Below are 13,732 nucleotides of genomic sequence, written 5' to 3' on the forward strand. Positions count from 1 at the left end.
CCGGCAAACTCCGATCGTAAACCGCCGTCCTGGGGATGCTCCGTCTCACACGGCCGACGCCGCGCCGAGTGTGCCCACCGGCGCGGAGAGGCCGAGGTGGTCGCGCAGCGTGGTGCCCTCGTACTCGGACCGGAACGTGCCGCGTTCCTGCAGCAACGGCACCACCTGGTCGACGAACGGGTCGAGTCCCCCCGGCGTGACGTGCGGCACCAGGATGAAGCCGTCGCTCGCGTCGGCCTGGACGAGGTGGTCGATCCGGTCGGCGATCGTCCGTGCGGATCCGACGAAGTTCTGGCGTCCGGTGACCTCCACGATCAGCTCGCGAGAGGTCAACCCCTCGGCCTCCGCCCTGGCCCGCCATTCGCGGGCCGTCGCGACGGGATCGCGGTACATCCGCACGCTCGCGCGACCGCGGGCGATGGTGTTCTCGCCGACCACCGGATCCACCGAGGGCAACGGACCGTCCGGATCGTGGTCGGAGAGGTCCCGGTTCCACAGCTGTTCGAGGAACTTGACGGCCGTCTGCGGCGACACCTGAGCCAGCCGCACCTCCTGCGCGATCTCGGCAGCCTCGGCGTCGGTGTCGCCGAGGACGAACGTCGCCGCCGGCAGGATCAGCAGTTGGTCGTGGCGGCGGCCGTACCTGGCCAGACGGCCCTTCACGTCGGCGTAGAACGCCTGCCCGTCCTCCAGGGTGCCGTGCCGCGAGAAGATCGCATCGGCTGCCGCAGCGGCGAATTCGCGGCCGCGGTCGGAGTCGCCGGCCTGGAAGATCGCCGGCCTGACCTGCGGGCTGCGGGGTACGTTGAACCGGCCGCCGATGTCGAAGTGCGCGTCGGAGTAGGTGAACGAACCGGCCGCCGCGTCGTCGAGGAAGATGCCGCCAGCCTGGTCCGCGACGATCTCGTCACCCCGCCAGGAGTCGAACAGAGTGAGGGCGGCCGCCAGGAAGCTCTCCGCCCGTTCGTACCGCTGATCCTCGGCCAGGTACCCACCGCGCCGAAAGTTCTCGCCGGTGAACGCATCCCACGACGTGACGACGTTCCACGCCGCCCGTCCGTCGGACAGGTGGTCCAGCGACGCGAACTGCCGGGCTACCTCGTACGGCTCGTTGAACGTCGAGTTGATCGTGCCCGTCAGGCCAAGGTGGTCGGTGACGGCGGCCAGCGCGGCCAGCACCGTGAACGTGTCGGGCCGCCCGACGACGTCGAGGTCGTAGATCTCGCCGCCCTGCTCACGCAGACGCAAGCCCTCGGCCAAGAACATGAAGTCGAACTTGCCGCGCTCCGCCGTCTGGGCGAAGTGGACGAACGACCCGAAGTCGATGTGGCTCCCGGAGGCCGGATCGCTCCACACCGTGGTGTTGTTGACCCCGGGGAAGTGCGCGGCGAGGTGAATCTGCTTCACGGGCTTGGACATACGAGATTCCTAGGGGGTCGCAGCGGTGGAGTACCGGTTGGCGGGTCGGGACAATCCAAGCGAGTCACGCAGGCTGGTGCCCGCGTACGACGGCCGGAACGAACCAGCCGCCTGAAGGCGAGGCACCAGCCCGTCGGTGATCTGCAACAGGTCGTGCGGCACGGTGGCCGGCCGCAGCCGGAATCCGTCGGCGCCGGCGTCGTGCCACTGCTCGAGCAGATCGGCCAGCTCGGCCGGCGTCCCGGCGAAGATCTCGGCGTCGCTGCGCAGCGGCCGCCCGGCGACCTCGTCGAGCCGGTCGCGCCGCGATCGCGCTGCGGCGGCCGTGTCGTCGAGGAACACCAGCAGGTCGGCGAACACGCGCACCGGCGGACCGTCCGCGCGGTGGCCGGCGATCTCCTCGACGATGGCGGTCGTCTCCCGGGCGTCGTGCGGGGTGACGAATCCGACGTCCGCGCCCGCCGCGACGAGCCGGTACGCCGCGTCGACGTGCGCCAGCGCGGCGACGATCGGCTGGCCCTGCGGCGGGCGCGGCGTGATCGACGGCCCCTTGACCGAGAACCAGCGACCCTCGAAGTCGACGTAGTGCAGCTTCGTGCGGTCGACGAAGCGCCCCGTGGACACGTCGCGAATCTCGGCGTCGTCCTCCCAGCTGTCCCACAACCGGCGTATCACCTCGACGTAATCGATTGCCTCGCTCAAGAGTTCGGCTCCGCCGTCTGGTGTCGGCACCCGGCGGCCGAAGTGCTTGGCGGCCTCGGGGCTCGCCGAGACCTGGATCCGCACCCCGGCTCGGCCCGAGCTGACGTAGTCCAGGGTCGCAATGGCCTTCGAGGCGTGAAACGGTTCGGTGTGGGTCGCGATCACCGTCGGCACCACGCCGACGTGACGGGTGCGTGGGGCCACCCGCGCGGCGATCAGGGTGGCGTCGAGCCGTCCACGCACCCGGTCGGTGCGGTCGTCGGCCCGCAGCGGATGCTCCGATTGCAGGGCCAGCCCGTCCTCGATCGTGATGAAGTCCAGCAGGCCACGTTCGGCCTCGGTGACCAGATCTGTCCAGTAGCCCGCCGTCAGCAGGTCGGCCGGGCGGGCGTCGGGCTCGCGCCACGAGGCGGGATGCCACCCCGTGCCGTCCAACGCGACGGCGAGGTGAAGCAGGTCGGAACTACCGGGCACGGGCGTTCTCCCTTTCGGTCACGGACACCATCACAACGCCGTCGCGCGTTCGCGTCATTCCGGTTCGGACCCGCGACGGCACCCGCGCCGTCGAGTCCGCGGACGACGCATCGGCACGTTGGCGCAGGTCACCACCCCAGTGTCGGCGTCGACCCGCGGTGGCCGAAGACATCTGCTCGGGGTGAGGCCAAGTCGGATACGGGCGCGCGGGGTCAGAGGCCGCCGGGATCGTCGGGGACGTCGACCGCGTGCTCCCGCAACACCTCGAGGGGCACGACCTCGAGGGTGCGTTCGTGGGTGGCGGCCAGCACCACCGGCGTGCCGACGCCATCGCGTTGCGCACGAAGCCAATTCACCGCGGTGACGCACCACCGGTCACCGGGCACCAACCCGGGGAACCGGTACTGCGGCATCGGCGTCGTCAGGTCGTTGCCGATGCCGCGTTGGTGCTCGAGGAATTCGGTGGTCACCACCGCGCAGATGGTGTGCAGCCCCACGTCCTCGGGTCCCGTCGAACAGCAACCGTCGCGGTGGAACCCGGTGAGCGGGTCGGTGCCACACGGGTCCAGCGGGCCACCGAGAACGTTGCGATCGGACATGGCGCCAGTATCCCGCACGCGCGCGTCACCCGTTGGTGGCGACGGCCTCGGCGAGCAGGCGGGGGTCGTGAGCCGAGACGATCATCAGCTCCGGATCGCGGTGGGCGTACAGTTCGGCGAGACGGGAATGGTTGTCCCGCACGGCCTTTCGGTCGTAGGCGACGAGCATTTCGGACCACTTCAGGCCCAACGGCACCCGGGAGCGACCGTCGAGGGTGCCCTCGTAGTAGAACGCGTCGCCACAATGCAGTACCCACCGGTGACCCGCGTCGACCGCCACGCAGGCATGCCCACGGGTGTGACCGGGCAACGAGATCAGCACGATGCCCGGGGCGATGGAGTCCAGTTCCTTGGCGGCGGCGAAGCCGCGCCACTTCTCGCCGATCGGTTCGTGCTCCACGAGGTGGGGGCCGTGAGCCCGCTGCGCCGGCCGAAAGCGGAACCGCTCCATGCGCGTCGGCGGCCTCGTGGCCCCGAGCGCCTCCGCGGCGGTGACGTGAATCTGGGCATCCGGGAAGTCGGCGATGCCGCCCACGTGGTCGACGTCGAAGTGCGTGGCGATGACGTGGCGGACGTCCGAACGTTCGAAGCCCATGGCCTCCACCTGGTGGGCCGCCGTCTCGTGCACCTGGAAACGTGGGCGGATCACGTGGCGCGAGGGACCGATTCGACGCGGGTCCGCGCAGTCGAGCAATCCGAACCCGGAGTCGACCAGCACCAGCCCCCCGTCGGTCTCGAGCAGCAGGACGTGGCAGATCGTCGGCGCACCGGGGGAGTCCATCGTCCCGCAGTTGAGATGGTGCACCTTCATCGTGAAACCACCCTAGAGCGCCCGCAGATAGCGCTTGCTCACCACGCGTTGCATCAAGGACGCCACCGGCCCGGCCAACCTGCTCCACCACGTGCCGTGTCGCGAGAAGGCGCAGATCTCCGCGTGCACCGATTCGTCGGCCGGGTCGTACCGGACGGCGAACAGTTCCTCCCCGCTCTCGGCATGGCCGGGGAGGGTGCCGTAGGCAAAGCCCCGGCGGTCGGGTTCGTCGACGACGTAGACCACCCGGCACGGTGCCCGCACGGGCCCGAGGCCCACGACGACCTCCGACCCGACGGCCGCGACCTCCGTCGTCGCCTCGACGTGCAGTCCGGCACCGCGCAGCATGCCCCAACGCATCACCTTCGCGGCGGCCTCGTCGAACCTCGCCCGCCCGTGCCCGATGACCGAGGACGCCTGCAGGTGGTGGTATCCCGGTGGTAGCGGACCGGCGGTGGCGCCCACCTCGGCGTAGGTGAGTGGCAGGCCGGCGAGGTCGCAGGATTTCACCCACCCCACCATGCCACCCACGGCTGTACCGTCGAGAACGTGACCACTCGATCCGTCGCAGGTGCATCCGGAACGTTCACCATTGGTGGCGATCTCACCGTCAACAGGCTGGGATTCGGCACCATGCGGCTGACCGGCAACGGCATCTGGGGACCACCCGACGACCGTGCCGAGGCCGTCCGGGTCCTGCGCCGCGCGGTCGAACTCGGCATCGACTTCTTCGACACCGCCAATTCCTACGGCCCCTACGTGGCCGAGGAACTGATCCGCGAGGCGCTGCACCCGTACCGCGACGGCCTCGTCGTCGCGACCAAGGCCGGGCTCGTCCGGACCGGGGAGGACCAGTGGACACCGCTCGGCTTCCCCGCGTACCTGCGCCAAGAGGTCGAGATGAGCCTGCGTCGGCTCGGCACCGACCGCATCGACCTCTTCCAGCTGCACCGCATCGACTCCAAGTTCCCCGCCGAGGATCAGGTCGGCGAACTCGCCGCGCTGCAGAAGGAAGGCAAGATCCGTCACATCGGGCTCTCGGAGATCACCGCCGAGCAGTTGGCGGCCGCGCAGGGGGTCGCTTCGATCGCCTCGGTACAGAACCGCTACAACATGGCCGAGCGCACCGCCGACCCGCTGCTGCAGGCCTGCGAGGACCAGGGCATCGCATTCATTCCGTGGGCGCCGCTGGGCTCCGGACCGCTCGTCGCCGATGGTGGCCCGCTGCAGCGCATCGCCTCCCGACATCGCGTGAAGCCCTCGCAGCTGGCCGTGGCCTGGCTGCTCAAGCGGTCCCCGGTGATGGTGCCGATCCCCGGCACCTCACGGGTCGCGCACCTCGAGGAGAACGTCTTGGCGGCCGAGGTCACCCTCACCGACGAGGAGTTCGCCGCGCTGGACGACACCGACCAGTAGGAACCGGGTGAGCCGCGGTCGACGCCGAGGCAATACGGTTGTCGGGTGGCGCCCCACCCCGACCCTGCTGGATCCGACATCCGCACCGGCGGCGGATTCAACCCGCCGGTGCCCACCACCAGCGGCGGCCCCGACTACGGGCGCTTCGTCGAAGCCGTGCGCACGCTGCAGGACCTGACCCGCAGCGCCGACGCTCCCGACGACGTCGTGACCCGGGCCGCCGACCTGATCGAGGACGTCAACGCGCTGCTGGCACCACACGACGCCGACGAGTGGCGGTCGCCCTCGGGTCGGCGGATGGACCTGCCCAACCGCGGCAACATCATGCAGGTGCCGGTGAATCTGCGCGCCGTCGACGGCCGCGTCACGGGAACGGCGCGCTTCCGCCGGTTCCACCTCGGTCGCAACGGCGCCGTGCACGGAGGTGCACTTGCGCTGCTGTTCGACTCGCTGCTGGGGTACACCGCGTTCAAGCTCAGCGAGAGCCCGCGGCAGCGCACTGCCTTCCTGCACGTCGACTACCGAAGGATCGTGCCGGTGGAGAAGGAGTTGCGAGTGGACGCGGGCATTGACCGGATCGACGGCCGGAAGATCTTCCTCACCGGCCGCCTCCAGGACGGCGACGCCGTGCTGTGTGAGGCCGAGGCGCTGTTCCTCACGCTGTTGCCGGGGCAACCGTGAGCAGGCTCGCCGTGGCGAAGCGCCGCTGGGCGCGGTGGCGCGACGGGCTGCGCGAACGACCCGCCTACGACCTGACCTACCGCATCGTGGTCGGGGTGGTCGGGCTGGTGGTGCTGGGCCTGGGCATCCTCGCGATTCCCTACCCGGGTCCGGGGTGGGCCATCGTCTTCCTCGGGCTGGGCATCTTGGCCACCGAGTTCGAATGGGCGCACCGCCTGCTGCGGTTCACCAAGGAGCGCTACGACCGCGTCATGGAGTGGTTCGCCGCCCAGGGTCTGTGGGTCAAGGTGCTCGGCGTCGTGCTGACCGCGGCCGTCGTGGTGGCGACCCTGTGGTTGTTCGGTGCGCTCAGCTTCGTCGCCGGTCTGTTCGGCCTCGAACAGCCGTGGCTGAAGAGTCCCCTCGGCCTGGGGTCTTGAGCGTTCATCGCGCACCGGCACCGATACCATGGTCGCGTCCAACGCGCCGTAACCCCCTTACGAGGAGACCCACCGATGACCGCCGTCGCCAGCACTGCCCCAGCAGCCCCGATCCGGGTCGCTGCCGGGACCACGGCAGGCTCGGCGGTTCGTGACGCCGGGTTGCCCAGTCGAGGAGCCACCGACGCGATCGTCGTCGTGCGCGACGCCGAGGGCCAGCTGCGAGACCTGTCGTGGATTCCCGACGCCGACGCAGAGGTGATCCCGGTGGCCGCGGACACCGAGGACGGCCGCAGCGTGATCCGGCACTCGGCCGCGCACGTCCTGGCCCAGGCAGTCCAGGGTCTCTTCCCCGAGGCCAAGCTCGGCATCGGGCCGCCCATCACCGACGGCTTCTACTACGACTTCGAGGTGCCACGCGCCTTCACCCCGGAGGACCTCACCGCGCTGGAGAAGCGCATGCGCCAAATCGTCAAGGACGGGCAGCTGTTCGACCGCCGGGTGTACTCGTCCAAGGACGAGGCCCGAGAGGATCTCGCCGACGAGCCATACAAGCTCGAGCTCGTCGACGACAAGTCCGGCGACCCGGACGTGATGGAGGTCGGCGGCACCGAGCTGACCGCCTACGACAACCTCAATCCTCGTACCAGGGAACGCATTTGGGGCGACCTGTGCCGTGGACCGCACATTCCGACCACCCGGTACATTCCGGCCTTCAAGCTCACCCGCAGCTCGGCGGCGTACTGGCGCGGCAACCAGGCCAACGCCAGCCTCCAACGCATCTACGGCACTGCCTGGGAGTCCCAGGACGCGCTCGACCGCCATCTCGAACTCATCGAGGAGGCCCAGCGCCGCGACCACCGCAAGCTCGGCGTCGAACTGGACCTGTTCAGCTTCCCCGACGAACTGGGCTCGGGGTTGCCGGTCTTCCACCCGAAGGGTGGCGTCATCCGCCGCGAACTCGAGGACTACTCCAGGCGAAAGCACGAGCAGGCCGGCTACGAGTTCGTCAACACCCCGCACATCACCAAGGAGCACCTGTACATCACCTCGGGTCACCTCGAGTGGTACGCCGACGGCATGTTCCCCCCGATGCACGTCGACGAGGAGCTCAACGACGACGGCACCGTGCGCAAGCCGGGTCAGAACTACTACCTCAAGCCGATGAACTGCCCGATGCACCACCTGATCTACCGGGCACGTGGGCGGTCCTACCGCGAACTTCCGTTGCGGCTCTTCGAATTCGGCTCGGTGTACCGCTACGAGAAGTCCGGTGTGGTGCACGGGCTGACCCGGGTCCGGGGCATGACCCAGGACGACGCGCACATCTACACCACCCGCGAGCAGATGCGCGGTGAGTTGACCTCGCTGCTGCAGTTCGTGCTCGACCTGCTCGCCGACTACGGCCTCGACGACTACTACCTGGAGCTCTCGACCAAGGATCCCGACAAGTACGTCGGTTCCGACGAGGACTGGGACGAGGCCACCGACACGCTGCGCGAGGTCGCCGAGGCCTCGGGGCTGGACCTCGTGCCCGACCCGGGCGGCGCGGCGTTCTACGGGCCGAAGATCTCCGTGCAGGTCAAGGACGCCCTCGGACGCACCTGGCAGATGTCGACCATCCAGCTGGACTTCAACATGCCCGAGCGCTTCGAGCTGGAGTACACCGCGGCCGACGGGAGCCGGCAGCGGCCGGTGCTGATTCACCGCGCCCTGTTCGGGTCCATCGAGCGATTCTTCGGGGTGCTGACCGAGCACTACGCAGGCGCCTTCCCGGCCTGGCTCGCGCCAGTTCAGGTGGTCGGCATTCCCGTCGCCGACGCCTTCGTGCCCTACCTGGAAGACGTTGCCGCGCAACTGAAGTCACACGGGGTTCGCGTCGACGTCGACTCCAGCGACGACCGGATGGCCAAGAAGATCGTCAACCAGACCAATCAGAAGGTGCCGTTCATGCTGCTGGCCGGTGACCGCGACGTCGAGGCGGGCGCGGTGAGCTTCCGGTTCGGTGACCGCTCGCAGATCAACGGCGTCCCGCGCGACGTCGCCGTCACGGCCATCGTCGACTGGATCGCCCGGCGTGAGAACGCAGCTCCCACTGCAGAATTGGTCGCCGAAGGGATTCCGGTGTGACGGTGGACCCGGAGAACACGATCACCGACCGTGGCATCGGCGAACCCGACCACCTGCAACGGCTGTGGACCCCACACCGGATGAACTACATCGCCGAGGCCAAGGTGCAGGGCGGCACGGGCTCGGCCGGTTCCTCGGAGCCGTTCACCGACATCCCGGCGATGTCGGACGAGGACGGCCTGGTGGTCGCCCGAGGCGAACTCGTCTACGCCGTCTTGAACCTCTACCCCTACAACCCTGGTCACCTCATGGTGGTGCCATACCGACGGGTCTCCGAACTCGAGGATCTCAGTGGCGCCGAAAGCGCGGAGCTGATGGCCTTCACCCAGAAGGCCATCCGCGTGATGAAGGCCGTCTCGCGGCCGCACGGCTTCAACGTCGGCCTCAACCTGGGGCACTCGGCGGGCGGCAGCCTCGCCGAGCATCTGCACATGCACGTCGTGCCGCGTTGGGGCGGGGACGCCAACTTCATCACCATCATCGGCGGCTCCAAGGTCATACCGCAGTTGCTACGCGACACCCGCCAGTTGCTGGCAGACGAGTGGACGGCTCAGTCGTGAGCGACTTCTATCTGTTGACCAGGGCGGCCTACGCGAAGCTGAGCCGGCCGGTGGCCAAGGCCTCGCTGCGCATGGGGCTCACCCCCGACGGCATCACCGTCATCGGCACCGCGGGAACCGTCATCGCCGCGTTGACGCTGTTCCCCATCGGCCAGCTGTGGTGGGGCGCCTTCGCGGTGTTCGTCTTCGTCCTGGCCGACATGCTCGACGGCGCGATGGCGCGCGAACGGGGGTTCAGCACGCCCTTCGGCGGTGTCCTCGATGCGACCTGCGACCGCGTCGCCGACGGCGCGATCTTCTGTGGCCTGTTGTGGTGGGCCACCTTTGGGATCCACAGCGCCTCGCTGACCGTCGCGACGATGATCTCGCTGGTCACCTCGCAGGTGATCTCCTACGTCAAGGCCAGGGCCGAGGCCAACGGACTCAAGGGCGACGGCGGCTTCATCGAACGCCCGGAGCGCCTCATCATCGTGCTTGCCGGCGCCGGGCTGTCCGGGGTGTCGTTCCTGCACGTGCCGTGGCTGCTTCCCGTCTCCATGTGGGCGTTGGCCGTGGCCAGTCTGGTCACGCTGGGGCAGCGCCTGTACTCGGTGCGCGTCTCGCCGGGTGCGGCCGAGCCGATCCCGACCAGTCCGCCGTCCAACGGCTCGGCAGAGGAAACGAGCGAGCCGTGAGCACGCCGTCTGCGGGGTTGCCGCGGGTGCGTGGTGTCCGGGTTCCCCTCGGCGGCCAACTGTCCGACCTCGGCTACGCCGCCGGGTGGCGGTTGGTACGCGCACTGCCGGAGTTCGCCGCTCGCAACGCCTTCGAGGCCGGCGCGCTGTATGCCGCCCGCGGTGGCGGCCCCGAACAGCTCCGCAAGAACCTCGCCAGGGTGATCGGCGTCGCGCCCGCCGACGTACCGGGCGACCTGGTCCGCGCGTCGCTGGCGTCCTATGCGCGCTACTGGCGCGAGGCGTTCCGGCTGCCGTCCATGGACCACCGGGTGCTGGCCCGCGAACTCGACGCGGCGGCCACCGGCGGCGAACACGTCGCGGCGGCGCTGGCCGCCGGCCGCGGTGCGATCCTGGCGCTGCCCCACAGCGGCAACTGGGACCTGTCGGGGGTGTGGCTGACCAACACCTACGGCCGGTTCGCGACCGTCGCCGAACGCCTCAAACCCGAGTCGCTCTACAAGCGGTTCCTCGACTACCGGGAGAGTCTCGGCTTCGAGGTCCTGCCGCTGACCGGTGGCGAGCGGCCCCCCTTCGAGGTCCTCGCCGAGAGGCTGCGCGGCAACGGGCTGGTGTGTCTGATGTCGGACCGTGACCTGACCAAGGCCGGTGTGCGGGTCGACCTCTTCGGTGAGCCGACGATGCTGCCCGCCGGGCCCGCCAAGCTGGCCATGGCGACCGGTGCCGCGCTGCTGCCGGTGCACTCCTACTACACCCCCGACGTCGCCGTCACCGAGATCAGCGCGCCGCTGGACACCTCCTCCGGAGACGTCCAGGCCGTCACGCAGGCGCTGGCCGACCGGTTCGGCGCCAACATCGCCGCCCATCCCGCCGACTGGCACATGCTGCAGCCCCAGTGGATCGCCGACCTGTCGGACACCCGTCGCGCCCGGCTTGGGCAGGGCTAGCCATGCGGATAGGGATGGTGTGCCCCTACTCGTTCGACGTGCCGGGCGGCGTGCAGGCCCACGTGTTGCAGCTCGCCGAGGTGATGCGCGGTTACGGCCACGACGTGAGCGTGCTGGCGCCGTCCTCGCCGGAGGCTCGCCTGCCCGACTACGTCGTCTCGGGCGGCAAGGCCATCCCCATTCCGTACAACGGGTCGGTGGCGCGGCTACGATTCGGCCCGGCTACGCACCGCAAGGTCAAGAGGTGGCTCGTCGACGGCGACTTCGACGTGCTTCACATCCACGAGCCCAACGCGCCCAGCCTGTCCATGCTGGCCCTGATGATCGCCGAGGGGCCGATCGTCGCAACCTTCCACACGTCGACCACGAAGTCGTTGACGCTCAGCGTCTTTCAGGGGATTCTGCGGCCCTGGCACGAGAAGATCGTCGGGCGCATCGCAGTCTCCGACCTGGCCAGGCGCTGGCAGATGGAGGCGCTGGGTTCCGACGCCGTCGAGATCCCCAACGGCGTCGACGTCGACTCCTTCGCCTCGGCCCCGCCCCTGGACGGCTACCCGCGACCCGGTCGGACGGTGCTGTTCCTCGGCCGCTTCGACGAGCCGCGCAAGGGTATGACCCTGCTGCTCGCCGCGTTGCCGGCCCTGGTGCAGGCGTTCCCCGACGTGGAGATCCTCGTCGTCGGCCGTGGCGACGAGGAGGAGCTTGCCGAAGAGGCGGGCGACCTGGCCGGCCATATGCGCTTCCTCGGGATGGTCGACGACGCCGGCAAGGCCTCGGCGATGCGCAGCGCGGACGTCTACTGCGCGCCCAACACCGGCGGGGAGAGCTTCGGCATCGTGCTCGTCGAGGCGATGGCGGCGGGCACCGCGGTGGTGGCCAGCGACCTCGACGCGTTCCGGCGCGTGCTCGAGGACGGCGCCGCGGGTCGTCTGGTGCCGGTCGAGGACCCGGCGGCCCTGGCCGTGGCCCTGGTCGAGATACTCGGCGACGACGCCGCCCGCGAGCAGTACGTCGAGACCGCCACCCGGGCGGTGCGCCGCTACGACTGGTCGGTGGTCGCGCACGAGATCCTGCGGGTGTACGAGACGGTGTCGGGGTCCGGGGCGAAGGTCCGGGTCGAGGGCACCCACGACAACGGCAGGGTCGACGGCGAACCGACCGCGGCCAAGCCGCCCGGCCGTCGCGCCGCGAGGGCAACGGCGAAGGCCGAGCGCGAAGCCGCCAAGGACATGGCGTGATCACCTGGCTGGTCGTCGCCGCCCTCGTGCTGATGGCGGCGGTGCTGCTGATCGGCGGCATCTGGGCGTTCCAGACCGCGCACCGACTCGACCGTCTGCACGTCCGCTACGACCTGTCCTGGCAGGCTCTCGACGGCATCCTGGCTCGCCGCGCCGTGGTGGCCCGCGCCGTGGCGACCGACGCCTACGGGAACGCCTCCGCCGGACGCCGGTTGGCCGCGCTGGCCGACGCCGCCGAGCGGGCTCCGCGCCACGGCAGGGAGGCCGCCGAGAACGAGCTGTCGAATGCGCTGGCGGCGGTCGACCCGACGTCGGTGCCCGTGGCCCTGGTCGCGGAGATGGCCGATGCCGAGGCCCGGGTGCTGCTGGGGCGACGCTTCCACAACGACGCCGTGCGCGACACGCTGGCGCTGCGCGAGCGGCCGCTGGTGCGGTGGCTGCACCTCGGCGGAACCGCACCGATGCCAACGTATTTCGAGATCGCCGAACGCGCCGCGCAGCGCTCCTTCTCCCAGCAGGTCTACAAGCGCACGTCGTCGCGCATCGTGCTGCTCGACGAGCTGGGCTACGTCCTGCTGTTCTGCGGCTCCGACCCGGCGACGGAGTCGGCGCCACGCTGGTGGTTCACGGTGGGTGGCGCGGTGGAACCCGGCGAGGACCTCGCCGACGCGGCCGTTCGTGAGCTCGCCGAGGAGACCGGCCTGCGGGTCAGCAAGGCCGACCTGATCGGCCCGGTGTGGCAGCGCGACGCGGTCTTCGACTTCAACGGGTCGGTGATCCGCAGCGAGGAGATGTTCTTCGTCTACCGCACGCTTCGGTTCGAGCCGTCGACGACGGGGTTCACCCCATTGGAGACCCGCACCATTCACGGGCACCGTTGGTGCGACGAGGCGACGATCGCCGAACTGGTCGACGGCGGGGAGACCGTGTACCCGCTGCAGCTCTCGGAGTTGCTGGCCGAGGCCAACGCGATGGCCGCCGCGGGGTCGACGGCACCGGCGCGGCAGCTGCAATCGATCAGATGACCGCCAAAGCCAACTGCGGATCCGAAGGCATTTGGCCCGGCCACTACAGTGAATCAGTACTGATTTGGAGGAGATGGACGTGGATTCCCTCGATACACCGATGACTGGCACCGCCAGGGTCAAGCGCGGCATGGCCGAGATGCTCAAGGGTGGCGTCATCATGGACGTGGTCACCCCCGAGCAGGCGCGCATCGCCGAGGCGGCCGGGGCCGTGGCCGTGATGGCCCTCGAGCGGGTGCCCGCCGACATCCGCGCCCAGGGCGGGGTGTCGCGGATGAGTGACCCCGACATGATCGAGGGCATCATCGAGGCGGTGACCATCCCGGTCATGGCCAAGGCCCGCATCGGGCACTTCGTCGAGGCGCAGATCCTGCAGAGCCTCGGAGTGGACTACGTCGACGAGTCCGAGGTGCTCACCCCGGCCGACTACGCCAACCACATCGACAAGTGGAAGTTCACCGTGCCGTTCGTGTGCGGTGCCACCAATCTCGGCGAGGCGCTGCGGCGCATCAGCGAGGGCGCGGCGATGATCCGCTCCAAGGGTGAGGCGGGCACCGGTGACGTGTCCAACGCGACGACTCACATGCGCAAGATCGGCGGTGAGATCCGTCGGTTGACCTCGCTGTCGGAGGACGAG

Annotated in this window: 14 protein-coding genes and 1 pseudogene; 10 read left to right on the forward strand and 5 right to left on the reverse strand. The window is 69.6% G+C overall.

What is annotated here, in order from left to right; translation table 11 throughout:
• Positions 1-45: 45 nt before the first annotated feature.
• The 5 genes from ABZ195_RS03515 to ABZ195_RS03535 form a co-directional block, all read right to left on the reverse strand.
• Positions 46-1,419, reverse strand: a complete 1,374-nt coding sequence (locus ABZ195_RS03515) for an NtaA/DmoA family FMN-dependent monooxygenase (protein WP_355214850.1) — start codon at positions 1,417-1,419, stop codon at positions 46-48.
• A 9-nt stretch (positions 1,420-1,428) separates the two neighbouring features.
• On the reverse strand, positions 1,429-2,595 hold the full coding sequence (locus ABZ195_RS03520) for an LLM class flavin-dependent oxidoreductase (protein ID WP_355214852.1): 1,167 nt from the start codon (positions 2,593-2,595) through the stop codon (positions 1,429-1,431).
• Positions 2,596-2,807: 212 nt separating this feature from the next.
• Positions 2,808-3,194, reverse strand: coding sequence for a DUF2237 domain-containing protein (locus ABZ195_RS03525; protein ID WP_355214853.1), 387 nt, complete (start codon positions 3,192-3,194; stop codon positions 2,808-2,810).
• A gap of 25 nt (positions 3,195-3,219) precedes the next feature.
• Positions 3,220-4,005, reverse strand: a complete 786-nt coding sequence (locus ABZ195_RS03530) for an MBL fold metallo-hydrolase (protein WP_355214855.1) — start codon at positions 4,003-4,005, stop codon at positions 3,220-3,222.
• Positions 4,006-4,017: 12 nt separating this feature from the next.
• Positions 4,018-4,515: a DUF1990 domain-containing protein gene (locus ABZ195_RS03535; protein WP_355214857.1), complete on the reverse strand. Its 498-nt coding sequence runs from the start codon at positions 4,513-4,515 to the stop codon at positions 4,018-4,020.
• Positions 4,516-4,554: 39 nt separating this feature from the next.
• On the opposite strand from ABZ195_RS03535, the gene ABZ195_RS03540 reads away from it, so the two are divergent.
• From ABZ195_RS03540 to ABZ195_RS03585, 10 genes and pseudogenes are all read left to right on the forward strand, one after another.
• The gene (locus ABZ195_RS03540; protein WP_355214859.1) at positions 4,555-5,421 is read left to right on the forward strand and encodes an aldo/keto reductase; all 867 of its coding nucleotides are present in this window, start codon (positions 4,555-4,557) and stop codon (positions 5,419-5,421) included.
• A 45-nt stretch (positions 5,422-5,466) separates the two neighbouring features.
• Positions 5,467-6,102 (forward strand): PaaI family thioesterase, encoded by a 636-nt coding sequence (locus ABZ195_RS03545; protein WP_355214861.1) that lies wholly within the window; start codon positions 5,467-5,469, stop codon positions 6,100-6,102.
• Positions 6,099-6,521, forward strand: a complete 423-nt coding sequence (locus ABZ195_RS03550; protein ID WP_355214863.1) for a TIGR02611 family protein — start codon at positions 6,099-6,101, stop codon at positions 6,519-6,521. The genes ABZ195_RS03545 and ABZ195_RS03550 overlap by 4 nt, the downstream gene beginning before the upstream one ends.
• Before the next feature lie 75 nt (positions 6,522-6,596).
• Positions 6,597-8,651, forward strand: a complete 2,055-nt coding sequence (gene thrS / locus ABZ195_RS03555) for a threonine--tRNA ligase (RefSeq protein WP_355214865.1) — start codon at positions 6,597-6,599, stop codon at positions 8,649-8,651.
• Complete coding sequence (locus ABZ195_RS03560) at positions 8,648-9,211, forward strand: HIT domain-containing protein (RefSeq protein WP_355214867.1); 564 nt, start codon at positions 8,648-8,650, stop codon at positions 9,209-9,211. Before thrS ends, ABZ195_RS03560 begins: the two co-directional genes overlap by 4 nt.
• On the forward strand, positions 9,208-9,885 hold the full coding sequence (gene pgsA / locus ABZ195_RS03565; protein ID WP_355214868.1) for a phosphatidylinositol phosphate synthase: 678 nt from the start codon (positions 9,208-9,210) through the stop codon (positions 9,883-9,885). Before ABZ195_RS03560 ends, pgsA begins: the two co-directional genes overlap by 4 nt.
• Positions 9,886-9,911: 26 nt before the next feature.
• Positions 9,912-10,832, forward strand: coding sequence for a phosphatidylinositol mannoside acyltransferase (locus ABZ195_RS03570; protein WP_355214958.1), 921 nt, complete (start codon positions 9,912-9,914; stop codon positions 10,830-10,832).
• Positions 10,833-10,834: 2 nt separating this feature from the next.
• On the forward strand, positions 10,835-12,070 hold the full coding sequence (locus ABZ195_RS03575) for a glycosyltransferase family 4 protein (protein WP_355214870.1): 1,236 nt from the start codon (positions 10,835-10,837) through the stop codon (positions 12,068-12,070).
• The gene (locus ABZ195_RS03580) at positions 12,067-13,095 is read left to right on the forward strand and encodes an NUDIX hydrolase (protein WP_355214872.1); all 1,029 of its coding nucleotides are present in this window, start codon (positions 12,067-12,069) and stop codon (positions 13,093-13,095) included. The genes ABZ195_RS03575 and ABZ195_RS03580 overlap by 4 nt, the downstream gene beginning before the upstream one ends.
• A gap of 73 nt (positions 13,096-13,168) precedes the next feature.
• Positions 13,169-13,732 (forward strand): annotated as a pseudogene (locus tag ABZ195_RS03585) (pyridoxal 5'-phosphate synthase lyase subunit PdxS); the annotation flags it as partial.

This window comes from Mycobacterium sp. NPDC006124 (assembly GCF_040614235.1).
Classification (GTDB): Bacteria; Actinomycetota; Actinomycetes; order Mycobacteriales; family Mycobacteriaceae; genus Mycobacterium.

Excerpts from the sequence above, each read along its gene's own strand:
- ABZ195_RS03515 (WP_355214850.1), bottom strand. The coding sequence starts at position 1,419 with ATGTCCAAGCCCGTGAAGCAGATTCACCTCGCCGCGCACTTCCCCGGG.
- ABZ195_RS03575 (WP_355214870.1), top strand. The coding sequence starts at position 10,835 with ATGCGGATAGGGATGGTGTGCCCCTACTCGTTCGACGTGCCGGGCGGC.
- ABZ195_RS03530 (WP_355214855.1), bottom strand. The coding sequence starts at position 4,005 with ATGAAGGTGCACCATCTCAACTGCGGGACGATGGACTCCCCCGGTGCG.
- thrS (WP_355214865.1), top strand. The coding sequence starts at position 6,597 with ATGACCGCCGTCGCCAGCACTGCCCCAGCAGCCCCGATCCGGGTCGCT.
- ABZ195_RS03525 (WP_355214853.1), bottom strand. The coding sequence starts at position 3,194 with ATGTCCGATCGCAACGTTCTCGGTGGCCCGCTGGACCCGTGTGGCACC.